The organism is Limnohabitans sp. INBF003 (assembly GCF_055396645.1).
In genome coordinates this window covers 1530860-1546737 of sequence record NZ_AP029222.1, presented here as the reverse complement: position 1 = coordinate 1546737, position 15878 = coordinate 1530860, and the positions used below count along the sequence as shown (strand labels likewise).

Genomic DNA, 15878 nt, shown 5'->3' with positions numbered 1-15878 from the left:
TTCAGGGTTTGTTCTTTGAGTCGGTCGTGGGCAGTGTGCCTGTGGCCGCATGGTTGCGTGCTTGCATGGCTGGTGCCAGGCTGGCACGGTCATCCGTTGTGGCGCTGCTGTGCGTCTCGGCGTTGGATTGGGTCAAGACGGGGTCTTGTCCGTGAGCTGCCAGGTAAAAGGTGGTGAAGGATGCCAGCACCACAATCAATGGCCCGGAGATCACCAGCCAGACATGGCCGTACGACCACCAAGGACGCTTATCCAATGAGGAATTTGAGGTGTTTGACATGCTTAAGCCTTTGTAAAAATATCAGCGAGGCACCAGGAAGACAGATTTTTCCTGCAATTCAGACAGCACCTGGCCACCTTCTTGAACTGACTGGATCATGAACTCAATGGGATGTGAGCCTGCTGGGGCGGCCTCGTAAGGCAGCTGCAAACGAACAGACACCCAAAGCGCCTCAGTAGGCGCGACACGGACATGGCTGTCTGTTGTCAGCGTCAAATTGGGAAGACCTTTGACGGTCAGATGGAAATCAAGTGGCGTTTCGGCGGCGTTCATGATTTGCAGGCGGTACACGTTTTCAATATGTCCCCCGGCAACGATGCGTGCCAGCGAAGCGCGGTCGCGCACCACATCCACCTTGAAGGGTTTGCGCAAGCTCAGGCTGGTGAGCAGTGCGGCCACCACCACCAGCAAAATGCCGATGTACAGGATCACGCGGGGGCGGAACACATGGCGCAGGGTCTGCTGTTGGGTCCAGCCGTTTTTCATCGCGTGTTCGGTCGAATATTTGACCAAGCCACGTGGATACCCCACCTTGTCCATCACGGTGTCGCACACATCGGCGCAGGCACCGCAGCCAATGCATTCGTACTGCAGGCCCTTGCGGATGTCGATGCCGGTCGGGCACACCTGCACGCACAAGGTGCAATCGACGCAAGCGCCCAGGCCCAAAGCGACAGGATCGGCTTTTTTGGAGCGCGCACCCCGCGGTTCGCCGCGCTCGGCGTCGTAGGTGACGATCAGGGTGTCCTTGTCGAACATGGCACTCTGGAAGCGCGCATAAGGGCACATGTATTTGCAAACCTGCTCACGCATGAACCCGGCATTGCCATAAGTGGCAAAGGCATAAAAGAACACCCAGAACACTTCCCAGGAACCCATGTTGCCCAGGAAAAATTCCATGCCCAGTTCTTTGATGGGGGTGAAATACCCCACAAACGTGAAGCCGGTCCACATGGCGATGGCCAGCCAGACAATGTGTTTGTAGACCTTCTTGAACAGCTTTTCGAGCGACATCTTCTCGCCGTCCAGCCGCATGCGGGCACTGCGATCGCCTTCGATCTTGTGCTCGAACCACATGAAAATCTCGCTGTAGACCGTCTGCGGGCAGGCATAACCGCACCACAAACGCCCGGCCACGGCGGTGAAGAGGAACAGTGAAAATGCCGAGATCACGAGGATCGCGGTCAGGTAAATGAAGTCTTGCGGGTAAAGAACCAGGCCAAAAATGTAAAAACGGCGCGCACCCAAATCAAACAGCACGGCCTGACGCTGGCCCCATTCGAGCCAGGGCAAGCCATAAAAGACCAGCTGCGTCAGCACCACCATGAACCAGCGCCACTTGGCAAAAATGCCCTGCACGCTGCGTGGGTAAATCTTTTGCGTCGCCTCGTACAGCGACACCATCTTCACCTCATCCCCGGCACCGTGCGCATCTGTCACCGGGACAATGGGCACGATCTTGCGGGGCGGATTTTCCTGGGAGTTCAAAACGGAGACCTTTAAAAGCACAGGACACCCGCTCGGGGTGTCCTGATGTCACTGACTTGACGTTGGCGATGCCTTATTTGCTGGCTGCAGCTGTCTTGTTGGACAAGCCCCAGACATAAGAGGCCAACACATGGATCTGGCCTTCGGTCAGCTTGGCCGCTTGCGCAGGCATCTGGTTGACCTTGCCGTTGTTGATCATGTTGACGATGGCGTTTTCGCCCCAGCCGTGCAACCAGATGTCATCCGTCAGGTTGGGCGCACCCAGTGCCTGGTTGCCTTTGCCGTCCATGCCGTGGCAGGCGGCGCAGGCACCGAACTTGGACTTGCCCAGCGAGGCACGCAGCGAGTCATGCGGGCTGCCCGACAGGCTCAGCACATAGTGGGCCACATTGCGCACATCTTCGGGCGAACCCACGGCAGCAGCCATGGGGGGCATTTGGCCAATGCGGCCTTGGACCAAGGTTTCCTTGATCTTGTCGGGCGTGCCGCCATGCAGCCAGTCGCCGTCGGTCAGGTTGGGGAAACCCTTGCTGCCACGGGCATCCGAGCCGTGGCACTGGGCGCAGTTGTTCATGAACAAACGGTCACCAATGGCCATGGCCTGCGGGTCTTTGGACACTTCTTCAGGCGGCATGCCCGAGAACTTGGCGTACAAAGGGGCCACTTCGGCATTGGCTTTGGCCACCTCGGCGTCGTACTGACCGGCCGATGTCCAGCCAAACTTGCCCGCCAGATTGCCCACACCGGGGTACATGGCCAAGTAAACGAAGGCGAACACGATGGTGATGATGAACAAGCCCACCCACCAGCGCGGCAGCGGGTTGTTCATTTCACGCAGGTCACCGTCCCAGACGTGGCCGGTGGTGTTGTCATTGGCCGTCATGGCCTTGGCTTTGCCGCTGAACCAAAGCAGGATCAGGCAGGCAATGATGCTGACCAGCGTGATGCCGGCCACATACAAGTGCCAGAAATTGCTGATGAAGTCACTCATTTCGATTCCTTTGATTTGTGATGTGCTGAGGACAATTCAGTCATCCTGACGAAACGGCAGCTTGGCCGCTTCATCGAAATTGGCTTGGTTGCGAGCTGACATGGCCCACCAGATGATGCCCAGGAAGATGGCAAAGGTGAGCACGGTCACGATGGCGCGCAGGGTATTGATGTCCATGGCTTGCTCCGTTTATTTGCGGTGAATGCCCATGCCTTGCAGGTAGGCAATCACGGCGTCCAGTTCGGTCTTGCCTTTGACGTCTTCGGTCGCTTTGGCAATTTCCTCGTCGCTGTAAGGTGCGCCCAGAGTGCGCAAGCCCTTCATGTGTGCAGGCAAGCTGGCACCGTCCACAGGGTTCTTTTCGAGCCACGAGTAAGCGGGCATGTTGGACTCGGGCACCACATCACGCGGGTTGTTCAGGTGGATGCGGTGCCATTCGTCGCTGTAACGGCCGCCCACGCGGGCCAGGTCCGGGCCAGTACGCTTGGAGCCCCATTGGAAGGGGTGGTCGTACACGAACTCGCCAGCCGTGGAGTAAGGGCCGTAACGCAGGGTCTCGGCACGGAAAGGACGGATCATCTGCGAGTGGCAGTTGTAGCAACCTTCGCGCACATACACATCACGCCCCGCCACTTGCAGCGCGGTGTAAGGCTTGAGGCCTTCCACCGGTTGGGTGGTGGACTTCTGGAAGAACAGGGGCACGATCTCGACCATGCCACCGAACAGCAACACGATCAGGATCAGCACGATCATTAGGAAGTTGCTGGTCTCGATTTTTTCGTGGGAGAGACCGCCCGATTTTGGGTTTTGAGCCATTTTCTATTTCTCCTCAGGCGTGGGCAGTCAGGTTGGGAATCTGGACTTCAACGGAGCGACCCTGGGTCGCCGTCTTGACCACGTTCCACAACATCACACACATGCCGCCCAGGTACAACAAACCGCCGAGCAATCGCAACACATAGAACGGGAAGGTGGCTTTCACCGACTCCACGAAGGTGTAGGTCAAGGTGCCATCGGCATTGACGGCGCGCCACATCAGGCCCTGCATGACCCCGGCAATCCACATCGCGGCGATGTAAATGACGATACCGATGGTGGCGGTCCAGAAGTGCAGTTCAATGGCTTTGGTGCTGTACATCTTCTTCTGGCCGAACAGGCGGGGAATCAGGTAGTACATCGAACCCATGGTCACCAAACCCACCCAACCCAAAGCACCCGAGTGCACATGGCCCACGGTCCAGTCGGTGTAGTGGCTAAGCGCGTTGACGGTCTTGATGGACATCATCGGGCCTTCGAAGGTGGACATGCCGTAGAACGACAGGGACACGATCAAAAAGCGCAGGATCGGGTCGTCACGCAGTTTGTGCCATGCGCCCGACAAGGTCATGATGCCGTTGATCATGCCGCCCCAGCTGGGTGCCAACAGGATCAGCGAGAAGACCATGCCAATCGACTGGGTCCAGTCAGGCAGCGCGGTGTAGTGCAGGTGGTGAGGACCTGCCCACATGTAGGTGAAGATCAGCGCCCAGAAGTGGACGATCGACAGGCGATACGAGTACACGGGGCGCTCGGCCTGCTTGGGGATGAAGTAATACATCATGCCCAGGAAGCCAGCGGTCAGGAAAAAGCCCACGGCATTGTGGCCATACCACCACTGCACCATGGCGTCCTGCACACCGGCGTAGGCCGAGTAGGACTTCATCATGCCCACGGGCAGCGCGGCGCTGTTGACCAGGTGCAGCAAGGCCACGGCAATGATGAACGCACCAAAGAACCAGTTGGCCACATAGATGTGACGGACCTTGCGGGTGCCCACGGTGCCAAAGAACACCACGGCAAACGCCACCCAGACCAGGGTGATCAGGATGTCAATCGGCCACTCGAGCTCGGCGTATTCCTTGCCGCTGGTGTAACCTAAAGGCAAGGTGATGGCCGCCAGCAGGATGACCAGTTGCCAACCCCAAAAGGTGAAAGCGGCCAATTTGTCGTTGAACAGACGGACGTTGCAGGTGCGCTGCACCACGTAATAGGCCGATGCGAACAAGCCGCAACCGCCAAACGCAAAAATCACCGCATTGGTGTGCAAGGGGCGCAAACGTCCGTAGCTGAGCCATGGAATGCCCAGATTCAGCTCGGGCCAGGTCAGCTGGGCCGCGATGATCACGCCCACCAGCATGCCCACCACACCCCAAACCACCGTCATGATGGCGAACTGCCGCACAACGGTGTCGTTGTACGAAGTCGCCTGCATATTGGCAAATTTCATTTTCACCTCTTCTTTTTAAAAACTACTGCCAGAGTTTGACCGGGTATACACCGAGCCCACTTGATCAAAATCAATCGTTGCGCAAAATACGCTCGCCTTCGGCCTCAATGTCCTCAAATTGCCCCCGGTGGATGGCCCACCACAGGCCACCCAGGATGCAAAACACCAAAGCAACTGACAAAGGGATCAGCAAATAAAGAATGTCCATCGTGCTTTTCTCAGGTGGGCGTCATTTTGGCTGACGGGGTGGGCGAGACATCTTGCCGTGGAATCGGGGTCAAACCTTGCGCCAATCGCAGGGCATTGAGCACAACCAACAAGGAACTGAGCGCCATGCCCAAGCCTGCAGCCCATGCGGGCAGCAGGCCCATCAGGGCCAAGGGCACGCAAGCGGCGTTGTAAATGGCCGCCCAAACCAGGTTTTGTTTCACAATGCGCAAAGTTTGACGGCTGCGCAACACGGTGCTGACCAACACCTCAAGATGTCCGCCCATCAGGACAAAATCAGCCTTGGACTGCGCCAAAGGCACCGCTTGCCCCAGCGCAAACGACACGTCTGCCCCGGCCAACACCGGGCCATCGTTCAAGCCATCGCCCACCATGGCCACGCGGTGACCCTGAGCCTGCCATGCCTTGAGCGCTTGCAATTTGTCTTGTGGCTTGCACCCGCCCCGGGCATCTGCGATGCCCACCGATTGGGCGACTTGCGCCACGGCAGCAGGCCCGTCGCCCGACAAGACCTTCAGTATCAGGCCCATCTTTTTCAATTCCGCCACCACTCCGGGCGCTTCCGGACGCAGCTCTTCAGCCAATTCAAACGTCGCCAGCCAGCCCGCACCATCGGCCAAACTGACTTGCAAATGGTGGCCGTCAAAAATGGGCGCCTTGCAAAACACGGCTGACCCGAAACGCATGCTTTGTGCCACGCCATCGGGCATGTCAAGCTCACCACGCATGCCCTGCCCGGCTTCTTCGGTCACATTTCGGGCAAACAAGGCCTCCAATGCAGGCAAATCACCCGCAAGCGCCGCTTGGCGGCGCGCTTCAGACCACAAAGCTCGGGACACCGGATGCAACGAGTGCCGTGCCAGGGTCGATGCCCAAGCCAGCGTCTGCTGTGGCAAGACACCGGTACGCGTGTGAATCTGCGTCACCTCGAACGCATCACGGGTCAAGGTCCCGGTCTTGTCGAAAATGACAGTGTCGATGCTGGCCAAGTTTTGCAAGGCTTCCAGCCGCCTGACCAACACGCCGCTACGGGCCAGAGCACCGGCCGTTGCCAGCATGGCGGCGGGCGTTGCCAAAGACAAGGCACAAGGGCAGGTCACGATCAAAACGGCCACAGCCACCATCAAGGCGTGCGCCGGATCGGTGGGCCACCAGTAAATGGCCGAGGCCAAAGAGGCCAGCAACACCGCGACCAAAAAGGGTTTGGCCCATCGGTCCACCAACAAGGCCATGGAAGGCTTGGACACCGAGGCGCTTTCCATCAGCGCCACGATTTGGGCATAACGGGTGGCTGCCCCGACCTGCTCAATTTGAACTTCCAGGGTGCCACTCAGGTTGTGACTGCCTGCGATGACCCTGTCCCCCACTTTCCGTGTGAGGGGCAGCGACTCACCGGTCAGCAAGGCTTCGTCCACTTGGGTTTGGCCAGAGAGCACACGGCCGTCGCCCGCAAAAGCCTCACCCGGCAAAACCTCGATCACATCGCCCACAGCCAAACGCCTGATGGCGATGCGCTCCCACGAGCCATCGGGCTGGCGCTTGCGGATGCTGTCGGGCAAGCGGTTGAGAATCGCTTCCAGTGCGCCTGCCGTGCGGTCGCGCAAGCGCAGCTCCAACCAACGCCCCAACAGCAAAAAGAAAACAAACATGGTCAGAGAATCAAAATAGACCTCTGCACCAAATGGACCCGCAGGTTCAAAAGTGCCCAAGCTGCTGACCACGAAGGTCACCACCATGCCCAGTGCCACCGGCAGGTCCATGCTCACTTGGCGTTCCCGCAGATCGCGCCACGCACTGCCCAAAAAAGGCGCACAAGAGAATAACATCACCGGCAGAGACAACACCCATGAAGCCCATCGCAGCAGGTGCATGGATTCGGCCGAGATGTCACCAGGTGCAGACACATAAGCCGGGGTGGCGTACATCATCACCTGCATCATGCACATGGCGGCCACCGACAGGCGCCAGACCATGCGGCGCGCTTCCTGACGCCGATGCTCGTGTGCGTGCGCATCGTTGGCCGGCACGGCTTTGTAGCCAAAGCGCTCGACCGATTGCATCCATTCAGAGGGGCGGGTTTGCTCTGGCGACCAGACGATACGACCCCTGTGGCTGGCTGAACTGATTTGGACAGAGGCGACGCCAGGCACGGCACGCAAGGCGTCTTCGAGGGTGATGGCACAAGCGGCGCAATGCATGCCTTCGAACACCACACTCGAACTCCAGTGCCCTGCCCTGTCCTTGTCGGGCAAGCTGAAATCCGCCCATTCCGCCGGATCGTCCAGCAACTTCAAGCGTTCCGCGCTTTCCGTCGGCAAAGCCGCTTGCCCAGCCAGGGCAGCGGCATGCAAATCGGGCAAAGGTGGCAAAACATTGACTTGTGTCATGTCCTGACGATACGACAGAAGAGGCGAAGAAAGCTTGACGTGCATCAATTGATCAGGGGCCGCGCTCTTTTATGCTGAGGTTTTACAACCCTTCAGGAGCACTCCATGTACAAACGCATTCTCGTGGCCACCGATGGTTCTGCCTTGTCCAAAAAGGCCGTTGCCAGCGCGATTGAGCTGGCTGCAACCTGCGGCGCACAACTGGTCGCACTCAAGGTGGTGCCCCGTTACCCTCAGGCGTACTTTGAAGGCAGCATACCTTTGTCCGCCGAAGAAATTTCGCGCATTGAAACCCAATGGACAGCGTCTGCGCAGGAGCAACTGGCCGCTGTTGAAAAAACGGCAAAAGCCAAAGGTGTTGGCACCAAAGTGGTGACGGTCAAATCGGATGTGGTTTCTGACGCCATCATTGCCGCTGCCAAAAAGCACAAAGCCGACCTGATCGTCATGGCATCGCACGGGCGCAAAGGCATCAAGCGCTTGTTGTTGGGCAGCGAGACCCAGCAAGTCTTGACGCATTCACACATCCCCGTACTTGTCTTGCGTTGAACGGCGCAGGCTCCAGGCACGGAATGCACTTTTGAAAACCCTCATTTGGATATTCAAATAACTACAATGGTTCTCTACTTAAAAGAGGACTTGATGTGGTGATCCGATGGTTAGAGCAAGCATTCAATGGCAAGCGGTTGGCGCTATGGGCACTGTTACAACCCACTTTGCTGGCCAGCTGTTGGGGTCTGCTCTTCAGCGCCAATCTGTCTGCGCAGGAGTTGGTCATCGAAAGTTGGCGCAAAGACGACCAGATGTTCTGGGATCGGGTGATCATTCCGGCGTTTCAGCGCAAGCACCCCGGGATCCGATTGAAGTTTGCACCCGAAGAAGCCCTGCTCTACGACGGACGTCTGTCCACCCGCCTGTCCACCCGGGTGGCTGGCGATGTCGTTTTTTGCCGCCCTTTTGATGGCGGATTGCGACTGAATGACAAGGGATTCCTGCAAGCCCTGACTGAAAAACAACTCGCAAACTTCGATCACGATGCACGGCGAGCTTGGACCACCGACGACGGAAAAACCACCTATTGCCTGCCTGTGGCTTATGTCATCCACGGTATTTTTTACAACAAGGAAATCTTCCGACAGCTCCACCTCACCCCCCCGAAGACCGTGGCCGAATTCATGGACAGGCTCCAAAAAGTGGCGGCTGCAGGCAAAGCAACCCCTTTGGCATTGGGAACAGCCGACATGTGGGAAGCGACTCAAGTGATCTTCACGGGCATGGGGCCCAACTTTTGGGGCGGCGAAAAAGCACGGCATGGGCTGATGAATGGCAGCCGGAAATTCACAAATCCTGAATTCATCAAAGCTTGGCGAATGATGAGCGGGTTGAAGCCCTACATGCATCCCAGGCAAAGTGAAATGTCCAACAGCGACATCCAGCTTTTGTTTGCCACCGGCAACGCCGCCATTTATCCCACAGGTTCTTGGGACATCGACTTTTTGCGCAGCACCAGTTTTGCATACAAAAAACAAATCGACATGGGTGTCTTCAAACCCCCTGTTGAAGACGCCAACCAGCGTTGTCATTTGTCGGTTCATCCCGATTTCGGTATCGGCATCAACAAAAACACACGCCATCCTCAAGCGGCTCAAGTGTTGCTTGAATGGTTGGCTTCCCAAGAGTTTGCGCAGCTCATGACCGACACCTTGAGTGGCTTCTTTTCATTGTCAAAACACGCTGTCACGATCAATGACCCCTTGAGTCTGGAGATGATGAACTGGCGCAAAGAGTGTGATGACACCATCCGCATCAATGCGGAAAAGCTCAACCGCGTATGGCCCTCCATGGAAGAAGAGCTCTGGTACGTGAATGTGAAAGTGGTGAATCAGGAAATGAGCCCTGAGCAAGCGGCGCAATACATCCAGCGCATCCACGAAAAGAACGCTTACATCAAATCAGTGGCCCCTTGACCGCATCAAAAAAGACCGCAGCAGCGGTCTTTTTTGAGATGCATGACCCGTCCTGCCAGAGGTTGACACCTTTTCTTGAAAGAAAAGGCAAGTCAAATGGAATCAGGCATCAAGAGAACTCAGAAAGACTACACGCTGGCTTTTAAACTGGCTGTGGTCGAGCAAGTAGAAAAAGGCGAGCTGACCTACACACAAGCGCAGCAACGGTATGGGATCCAAGGACGCTCGACGGTGCTGGTGTGGATGCGCAAGCATGGACGCCAAAGCTGGGGCATTCAGGCATCATCGGCAGCCATGCCCCGAGACAAAACACCCACATCTCTGACACCCGAGCAACAGATCAAGGCCTTGCAAGTTCAACTGAAAGAGGCCAACGAGAAGGCCCAGTTGTTCGAGGCTGTACTGGACGTCCTGAAGAAGGACTATGGGGTGCGCGTCGTAAAAAAGCCTTTGGGCAAGTCCTCTCGCAGCAACTCGTCCAAGGGTTGAGTGTGAAGAGGGCTTGCCGCCATATGGGGGTGAGTCGCCAAGCTTACTATCAGGGCCAGCGGCGTCATGCCCAGCTTGAGAGTCGAAGCCAGGCGGTGGTGAAGTTGGTGCGAGATTGGCGTGTGCGACAGCCTCGGTTGGGCACACGCAAGCTGCACCATGTGTTGCACGAGTCACTGCAGCGTGCTGGCATTGAACTGGGGCGCGATGCGATGTTTGATGTGCTGCGCAACGCTGGCATGCTGGTGCCGCAGCGACGGGCGTATCACAAGACCACAGACAGCCATCACCGGTTTCGTCGCCATCCGAACTTGCTCAAGGCGGGGGCGCAGCAACTGTGCGCTACAGCCAGCGAGCAAGTATGGGTGGCCGATATCACCTACTTGCCCACGAACGACAAATTTGTCTACCTGAGCTTGGTCACTGATGCCTACTCGCGCAAGATCGTGGGCTGGCATGTGCACGACAGCTTGCAAACCGAGCCGGTAGCACAAGCCTTGAAAATGGCCTTGCGCACACGTCAAAGTGATCAACGCTTGGTGCATCACTCGGATCGGGGCATCCAGTACTGCTCGAACTATTACCAAGCCATTCATCAGCGCCACGGCCTGCTGTGCTCGATGACCGATGGCTACGACTGTTACCAAAATGCGCTGGCAGAGCGGGTCAACGGCATCCTCAAAGGCGAGTTGCTGTTGCAGCGCCCCGCTGATTTGGAGCAAGCGCGGCGGATGGTGCGAGAGTCAGTGCAGATCTATAACGACGAGCGCCCTCATTTATCGCTGAAAATGCAAACGCCCGATGCGGTGCATCGGGCGTCTTTGGCCGACATTCGTCGGCTTGAATCACCGTCCCAGGTGTCAACCTAATTTAGGACGGGTCAGCAGTCAGCCGATCAAGCGAACAAGGACTTGTATTGCTCTCGCAGCAGGTTCTTCTGGACCTTGCCCATCGTGTTGCGCGGCAACTCCGCCACGACAAAACATTTTTTGGGAATTTTGAAATTCGCCAATTTCGACTTGAGTTCCGCCACGATGGCTTCGGGTTGCACCGTGGCCCCCGGCTTGGCGATGACCACGGCCACCCCCACCTCACCGAAGTCCGGATGCGAAACGCCCACAACAGCGCTTTCGGCCACGCCCTTCATCTCGTTGATGTAGCCCTCGATCTCGGCCGGGTACACGTTGTAGCCGCCGCTGATGATCAGGTCTTTGCTGCGGCCCACAATGGTCACGTAGCCGCGCCCATCGACCTTGCCCACATCGCCTGTTTTGAAATAGCCATCCGTGGTGAACTCTTCAGCGGTTTTTTCGGGCATGCGCCAATAGCCCTTGAACACATTCGGCCCCTTGACCTGTATGCCACCGATTTCCCCGACGGGAAGGTCCGCGCCATCGTCACCACGCACACGCAAAGACACGCCAGGCAAAGGAAAGCCGACCGTGCCGCCGCGCCGTTCAGACTGGTTACCATAACGGGCATCTGCGCTGTACGGGTTGGAGGTCAGCATGGCGGTCTCGCTCATGCCGTAGCGCTCAAGGATGGTTTGCCCGGTGCGGGTTTGCCAGTCGGCAAAGGTTTCGATCAACAAAGGGGCCGAGCCCGCGATGAACAAACGCATGTTCTTGACGGCATCCCGCGTGAGCGAGGGCTCGGCCAGCATGCGGACATACAAAGTGGGCACTCCCATGAACACGGTGGCTTTGGCCATGTTGGCAATGGCGCGTTTGGGATCGAACTTGGCCATCCACATCATCTTGCTGCCATTGATCAAGGCACCGTGAATGGCCACAAACAGGCCGTGTACATGAAAGATCGGCAGCGCATGGATCAGCACATCGCCCCGGCCTTCAGGCCCTCCGGTAGCCGACCACCCCCAATAATCCTTGAGCGTGAGCGCGTTACTGAGCATGTTGCCGTGCGTGAGCATGGCCCCCTTGCTGCGCCCCGTGGTGCCACTGGTGTACAAAATGGCGGCCAGATCATCGGCCTGGCATGGCGCTGGCGTGTGCTGGTCGCTTTGGTGCGAGGCCCGATCCAGCAAGCTGCCCGTGCGGTCGTCGTTCAAGGTAAAGACATGTTGTGTCCCCGCTTTGAAAGCGATTTTGCTGACCCAGCCAAAGTTGGCACCACTGCACACCACGACAGCAGGCTCAGCATTGCCAATGAAGTATTCGATCTCGGCGCTTTGGTAGGCGGTGTTGAGCGGCAAAAACACATAGCCGGCCCGCAAGGTGGCCAAGTACAGCATCATCGCTTCGACCGATTTTTCGACCTGTACCGCCACCCGACTGCCTTGGGGCAAATCAAGCGACTTCAGCAAGTTGGCCAGCATGGCGGTTGACCGCTCCAGGTCCAGCCAGGTGTAGTGCAAGCCCTCATCGGTTTCTACAGCCACCGCGTTCAGGTCTGAGGGGAAAGCGGCACGCAGTGCGGCATAAAGGTTGTGTGAGCGCATGTCAGAAAATGAAGAAGATTGGAAAGACTGGGCCTGTCAGCGATCAGTCGAGTTTGGCACCCGAGGACTTGACGACCTGTGACCACTTTTTGAGTTCGCCCTTGATGAATGCATCAAACTGCGCACCGGTCAGGTTGGGAAACTCGGCGCCCTGCGAGGTCCACACGGCTTTGGCTTCGTCAGTTTGGCAAGCTTTGCGGATTTCCTCCACCGCGCGGGCTTGGGCGTCGGCAGGTGAGCCTTTGGGGGCCCACACACCGTACCAGGTCGACACGGTGTAATCGGGCAAACCCAGCTCGGCCGAGCAAGGCACATCGGGGAACGCCGGGCTGCGCTTGCTGCCCGAGACCATCAGCGCTTTGACGCGGCCTGATTTGATGTGGGTGGCCGATGACCCCAGGCCATCGAACATCATGTCCACATTGCCCGCGATCAGGTCCTGCAAGGCCGGGCCTGCACCGCGATAAGGGATGTGCGTGATGAAGGTCTTGGTCTGCAGCTTGAACAATTCACCAGCCAAATGGTGCGATGTGCCACCGCCTGCCGAACCGTAGTTCAGGCGCGCCGGGTTCTTTTTGACGTAATCGAGGAAGGCCTTGAAGTCGGCGGCTTGGACCTTTTTGGGGTTGACCACCAACACCTGCGGCACGTTGGCCACCAGGATCAATGGCGTCAGGTCCCGCTCCAGGTCGTAGTCGAGCTTGGCATACATGTACGGCGCAATCGTGTGGTGCACCGCCCCCATGAACAAGGTGTAACCGTCAGGTGCGGATTTGGCTGCGACGCCAGCGCCCAGTGTGCCGCCCGCGCCACCCCGGTTGTCGATGATCAGCTGCTTGCCGGTCAGGCGCGAGAACTGCGCCGACATGGGGCGAGCAAACGCATCGGTGCCACCGCCTGCAGGAAACGGCACGATCATCGTCACCGGCTTGGCGGGCCAGGAGGACTGGGCTTGCACCGTCCAGACACTGGCAGCAGCTGCCGAGGCCGCAAATTTCAAGACACCACGGCGATCAAGCGAGGGCTGGGATGGGTTCATGTTCGTCTCCTTTTGAGGGTGAATTGCGATGGATGGCAGGCTTTAAAAATACAAGCTCTCGACACGGTCTGACACCGGCACTTTTCGCTGAGCAAGGCCATTGCGGTGACGGTCCAGTTTGCGCAGATCGTACAGATAATTGACCATCAGGCCATACGACTGCTTGATGCCCTTGGTCGACAAATCGGCGGCCCAGTTGATCTGCTCGACACGCGCGCCGTTGCCCAGGTGAAATCTCGCCACCGGGTCGGCCGGGCGCTCATCGCTGAGTTCTTTTCCCAGGTAATGTGCGGCGCAACCAACAACCATTGCCGCAAAGCCGAGCGCTCAGGCAAAGTGGGCACATGGTCAAGTGCAGACAGCACATGCCCGGCTGTCACAGGCTCAAAACCCACGGCACGACCGAGCTGTGTGCGCATTTTTTCAGGGGTTTCTTCAAGCATGCGCCCGGCATGTTTGTTCAACCAGGCCCGAAAGCCCGGGATGGGTGACAAGGTGGCAAAGGTTTTGAGCTTGGGGAAGTCGGCCCGCAAGGTTTCCACCACCCGCTTGATGAGCGAGTCGCCAAAGCTCACGCCCTTGAGGCCTTGTTGCGTGTTGCTGATGGAATAAAAAATGGCCGTGGTCGCCCGGCTCAGGTCCACCGCCTCCGCCGCTTCATCGAGCAAAGGGCTGATGCTGGCGGCGATCTCGTCCATGAACGCGACTTCCACAAAAATCAGCGGTTCATCGGGCAAGCGGGGGTGAAAAAAGCCGTAGCAGCGGCGATCTGAGTCGAGCCGGTTTTTGACATCGCCCCAACTCTTGATGTCGTGCACGGCCTCGTACTTGATGAGTTTTTCGACCAGGCTGGCGGGCGAGTCCCAGCTGATGCGGCGCAGCTCCAAAAAAGCCACATCGAACCAGGTGGTGAACAGGTTCTCCAGCTCGGCCTCTAGGGCCAGCAAGCGTTTGTTCGATTTGAGCGCGGGCATCAGCTCCTGACGCAAATCGACCAAAAACCGCATGCCTTCGGGGAACACCGCAAAGCGCTGAAGCAGCCGCGTGCGTGGCGACACCAGGGCCTTGCGCAAACGGATCTCGGCCACACCTTCATCAGGCGTGCCTACCGAAGCCTCGTACTGCTCACGCGCGGCCTTGACCTTGCTCGCGTCTGGTGCGAATTGTTCGCTCATCAGCAGCCAGCAGTCCTGGCGCTGTTCGGGCGTGGCTTTGCTGTACCACTGGGCCACGCCCCGGGCGCGCTTGCCGCCCTCGACCTCGCTCACACAGGGGTCGACGATGGCTTGCAATTCGGTGAGCGTGCGACGCAAAACACGGGGCGACAGGGCCTCTTCCTTCTGGCGCAAGGTCGCGTTGAGCCGCTCACGCGATGAACGCACGGGCGCTTCTTTCGCTGCAATGGCTTTGGCTGCGCGGCCATCGGGTTTGCCATCTGCAGCGAACGAACTGGGCGTGTCTTCGCGCTTGCCAGACGGCAGCCAGCCCGCCACTTTGCGGCCAAACCATTGCGATGTGTTCATGTCGGCGTCCTGCTGCTGTGGTGTTCTGCGCTGAGCGACGCAATGCGCGTTGTGCTCTGGCGAGCCAGTTGGCGCAAGGCTTCGCGTTGACGCGTCAAATGGGTGCGCATGGCTGCGTCTGCGCCTTCTGCGTCACGCGCTTTAAGGGCGGCAAAAATCGCCATGTGCTCAGCCAGCGACTGGCTCAATCGCCCCGGCGCATTGAGCTGCTGCAGTCGGGCCAGCTTGAGTATCTTGCGCAGATCGCTGATCACCTGGGCCAGCCACTTGTTACCCGCGATCGCAATGATCGCTTCGTGGATCGCGTAATTGGCAGCGTAGTACTCGGGGATGAGGCCTTGCGCGGCACTGCCCTGCAATTGCGCATGCAGACGCTCGAGTACGGCAATGTCTGTATCGCTGGCCTGCTGTGCCGCTTCAAAAGCACAACGCCCCTCGAGCAAGGCAATGACCGGAAAAATCTCGTCCAGGTCTTGCTCGGTCACTTCATTGACAAAACTGCCACGTCGAGGCTCGTGCCGGATCAAACCTTCAGCGCAGAGCACCTTGAGCGCTTCGCGCAGCGGCGTGCGCGAGATGGCCAACTGCTCACACAGCCGGGTTTCGTCGACAAACGCGCCTGGTAACAGCTGCCCAGCAAAAATCAGATCGCGCAGTTGCTGCGCCACCTGATCGTGCAAGGAATTGACGTGTCCGGCCATGAATATGTCTCTGTAATTTCCGATAATTATGCGTAATTACAAAGGAATCGGATCAGGCTTG

General features: G+C 58.1%; 14 protein-coding genes and 1 pseudogene. 3 read left to right on the top strand and 12 right to left on the bottom strand.

All coding sequences use genetic code 11. The annotated features are described in order from the left end of the window. Nucleotide 1 precedes the first annotated feature (1 nt). The 8 genes from ACZ5VE_RS07065 to ACZ5VE_RS07030 form a co-directional block, all read right to left on the bottom strand. Nucleotides 2-256 (bottom strand): nitrogen fixation protein FixH, encoded by a 255-nt coding sequence (locus ACZ5VE_RS07065; protein WP_464457290.1) that lies wholly within the window; start codon nt 254-256, stop codon nt 2-4. A gap of 45 nt (nt 257-301) precedes the next feature. Then, on the bottom strand, nt 302-1768 hold the full coding sequence (gene ccoG, locus ACZ5VE_RS07060) for a cytochrome c oxidase accessory protein CcoG (RefSeq protein WP_464457289.1): 1467 nt from the start codon (nt 1766-1768) through the stop codon (nt 302-304). 73 nt (nt 1769-1841) lie between these two features. Beyond that, a complete protein-coding gene (gene ccoP / locus ACZ5VE_RS07055; RefSeq protein WP_464457288.1) occupies nt 1842-2759 on the bottom strand; it encodes a cytochrome-c oxidase, cbb3-type subunit III in 918 nt (305 codons plus the stop codon). A 36-nt stretch (nt 2760-2795) separates the two neighbouring features. Beyond that, on the bottom strand, nt 2796-2936 hold the full coding sequence (locus ACZ5VE_RS07050; RefSeq protein WP_464457287.1) for a cbb3-type cytochrome oxidase subunit 3: 141 nt from the start codon (nt 2934-2936) through the stop codon (nt 2796-2798). Nucleotides 2937-2948: 12 nt separating this feature from the next. Further along, the gene (ccoO, locus tag ACZ5VE_RS07045) at nt 2949-3575 is read right to left on the bottom strand and encodes a cytochrome-c oxidase, cbb3-type subunit II (RefSeq protein WP_464457286.1); all 627 of its coding nucleotides are present in this window, start codon (nt 3573-3575) and stop codon (nt 2949-2951) included. 13 nt (nt 3576-3588) lie between these two features. Then, nucleotides 3589-5025 carry a cytochrome-c oxidase, cbb3-type subunit I gene (gene ccoN / locus ACZ5VE_RS07040; protein WP_464457285.1) on the bottom strand — a complete coding sequence of 479 codons (1437 nt, stop codon included), beginning with the start codon at nt 5023-5025 and terminating at the stop codon, nt 3589-3591. Between the two features lie 70 nt (nt 5026-5095). Continuing rightward, the gene (ccoS, locus tag ACZ5VE_RS07035) at nt 5096-5233 is read right to left on the bottom strand and encodes a cbb3-type cytochrome oxidase assembly protein CcoS (protein ID WP_108330157.1); all 138 of its coding nucleotides are present in this window, start codon (nt 5231-5233) and stop codon (nt 5096-5098) included. A gap of 10 nt (nt 5234-5243) precedes the next feature. Further along, entirely contained in the window at nt 5244-7640 is a 2397-nt protein-coding gene (locus tag ACZ5VE_RS07030; RefSeq protein ID WP_464457284.1) for a heavy metal translocating P-type ATPase, read from the bottom strand. Nucleotides 7641-7745: 105 nt separating this feature from the next. On the opposite strand from ACZ5VE_RS07030, the gene ACZ5VE_RS07025 reads away from it, so the two are divergent. The 3 genes from ACZ5VE_RS07025 to ACZ5VE_RS07015 all read left to right on the top strand — a co-directional run bounded on the left by ACZ5VE_RS07025 (nt 7746) and on the right by ACZ5VE_RS07015 (nt 10965). Then, complete coding sequence (locus ACZ5VE_RS07025; RefSeq protein WP_464457283.1) at nt 7746-8189, top strand: universal stress protein; 444 nt, start codon at nt 7746-7748, stop codon at nt 8187-8189. 98 nt (nt 8190-8287) lie between these two features. Next, nucleotides 8288-9607, top strand: a complete 1320-nt coding sequence (locus ACZ5VE_RS07020) for an ABC transporter substrate-binding protein (RefSeq protein WP_464457282.1) — start codon at nt 8288-8290, stop codon at nt 9605-9607. Nucleotides 9608-9703: 96 nt separating this feature from the next. Next, nucleotides 9704-10965 (top strand): IS3 family transposase gene (locus tag ACZ5VE_RS07015; RefSeq protein WP_464454783.1). Its coding sequence is split into 2 segments (ribosomal slippage): nt 9704-10061 and nt 10061-10965, totalling 1263 coding nucleotides; the frame shifts between segments, so codons are not numbered across the junction. Between the two features lie 26 nt (nt 10966-10991). Here the strand turns inward: ACZ5VE_RS07015 and ACZ5VE_RS07010 are convergent. The 4 genes and pseudogenes from ACZ5VE_RS07010 to ACZ5VE_RS06995 all read right to left on the bottom strand — a co-directional run bounded on the left by ACZ5VE_RS07010 (nt 10992) and on the right by ACZ5VE_RS06995 (nt 15817). Beyond that, nucleotides 10992-12554 carry a malonate--CoA ligase gene (locus ACZ5VE_RS07010; protein ID WP_464457281.1) on the bottom strand — a complete coding sequence of 521 codons (1563 nt, stop codon included), beginning with the start codon at nt 12552-12554 and terminating at the stop codon, nt 10992-10994. A gap of 43 nt (nt 12555-12597) precedes the next feature. Continuing rightward, on the bottom strand, nt 12598-13593 hold the full coding sequence (locus tag ACZ5VE_RS07005) for a Bug family tripartite tricarboxylate transporter substrate binding protein (RefSeq protein WP_464457280.1): 996 nt from the start codon (nt 13591-13593) through the stop codon (nt 12598-12600). Between the two features lie 42 nt (nt 13594-13635). Beyond that, nucleotides 13636-15116: pseudogene (locus ACZ5VE_RS07000) on the bottom strand (malonyl-CoA decarboxylase). Further along, on the bottom strand, nt 15113-15817 hold the full coding sequence (locus ACZ5VE_RS06995; RefSeq protein WP_464457279.1) for a GntR family transcriptional regulator: 705 nt from the start codon (nt 15815-15817) through the stop codon (nt 15113-15115). The pseudogene ACZ5VE_RS07000 and the gene ACZ5VE_RS06995 overlap by 4 nt, the downstream one beginning before the upstream one ends. Nucleotides 15818-15878 lie beyond the last annotated feature (61 nt).

Bases quoted from the DNA above. Each gene is read 5' to 3' on its own strand.
- ccoP (WP_464457288.1), bottom strand. From the start codon at position 2,759: ATGAGTGACTTCATCAGCAATTTCTGGCACTTGTATGTGGCCGGCATC.
- ACZ5VE_RS07050 (WP_464457287.1), bottom strand. From the start codon at position 2,936: ATGGACATCAATACCCTGCGCGCCATCGTGACCGTGCTCACCTTTGCC.
- ccoO (WP_464457286.1), bottom strand. From the start codon at position 3,575: ATGGCTCAAAACCCAAAATCGGGCGGTCTCTCCCACGAAAAAATCGAG.
- ccoN (WP_464457285.1), bottom strand. From the start codon at position 5,025: ATGAAATTTGCCAATATGCAGGCGACTTCGTACAACGACACCGTTGTG.
- ccoS (WP_108330157.1), bottom strand. From the start codon at position 5,233: ATGGACATTCTTTATTTGCTGATCCCTTTGTCAGTTGCTTTGGTGTTT.
- ACZ5VE_RS07030 (WP_464457284.1), bottom strand. From the start codon at position 7,640: ATGACACAAGTCAATGTTTTGCCACCTTTGCCCGATTTGCATGCCGCT.
- ACZ5VE_RS07025 (WP_464457283.1), top strand. From the start codon at position 7,746: ATGTACAAACGCATTCTCGTGGCCACCGATGGTTCTGCCTTGTCCAAA.
- ACZ5VE_RS07010 (WP_464457281.1), bottom strand. From the start codon at position 12,554: ATGCGCTCACACAACCTTTATGCCGCACTGCGTGCCGCTTTCCCCTCA.
- ACZ5VE_RS07005 (WP_464457280.1), bottom strand. From the start codon at position 13,593: ATGAACCCATCCCAGCCCTCGCTTGATCGCCGTGGTGTCTTGAAATTT.
- ACZ5VE_RS06995 (WP_464457279.1), bottom strand. From the start codon at position 15,817: ATGGCCGGACACGTCAATTCCTTGCACGATCAGGTGGCGCAGCAACTG.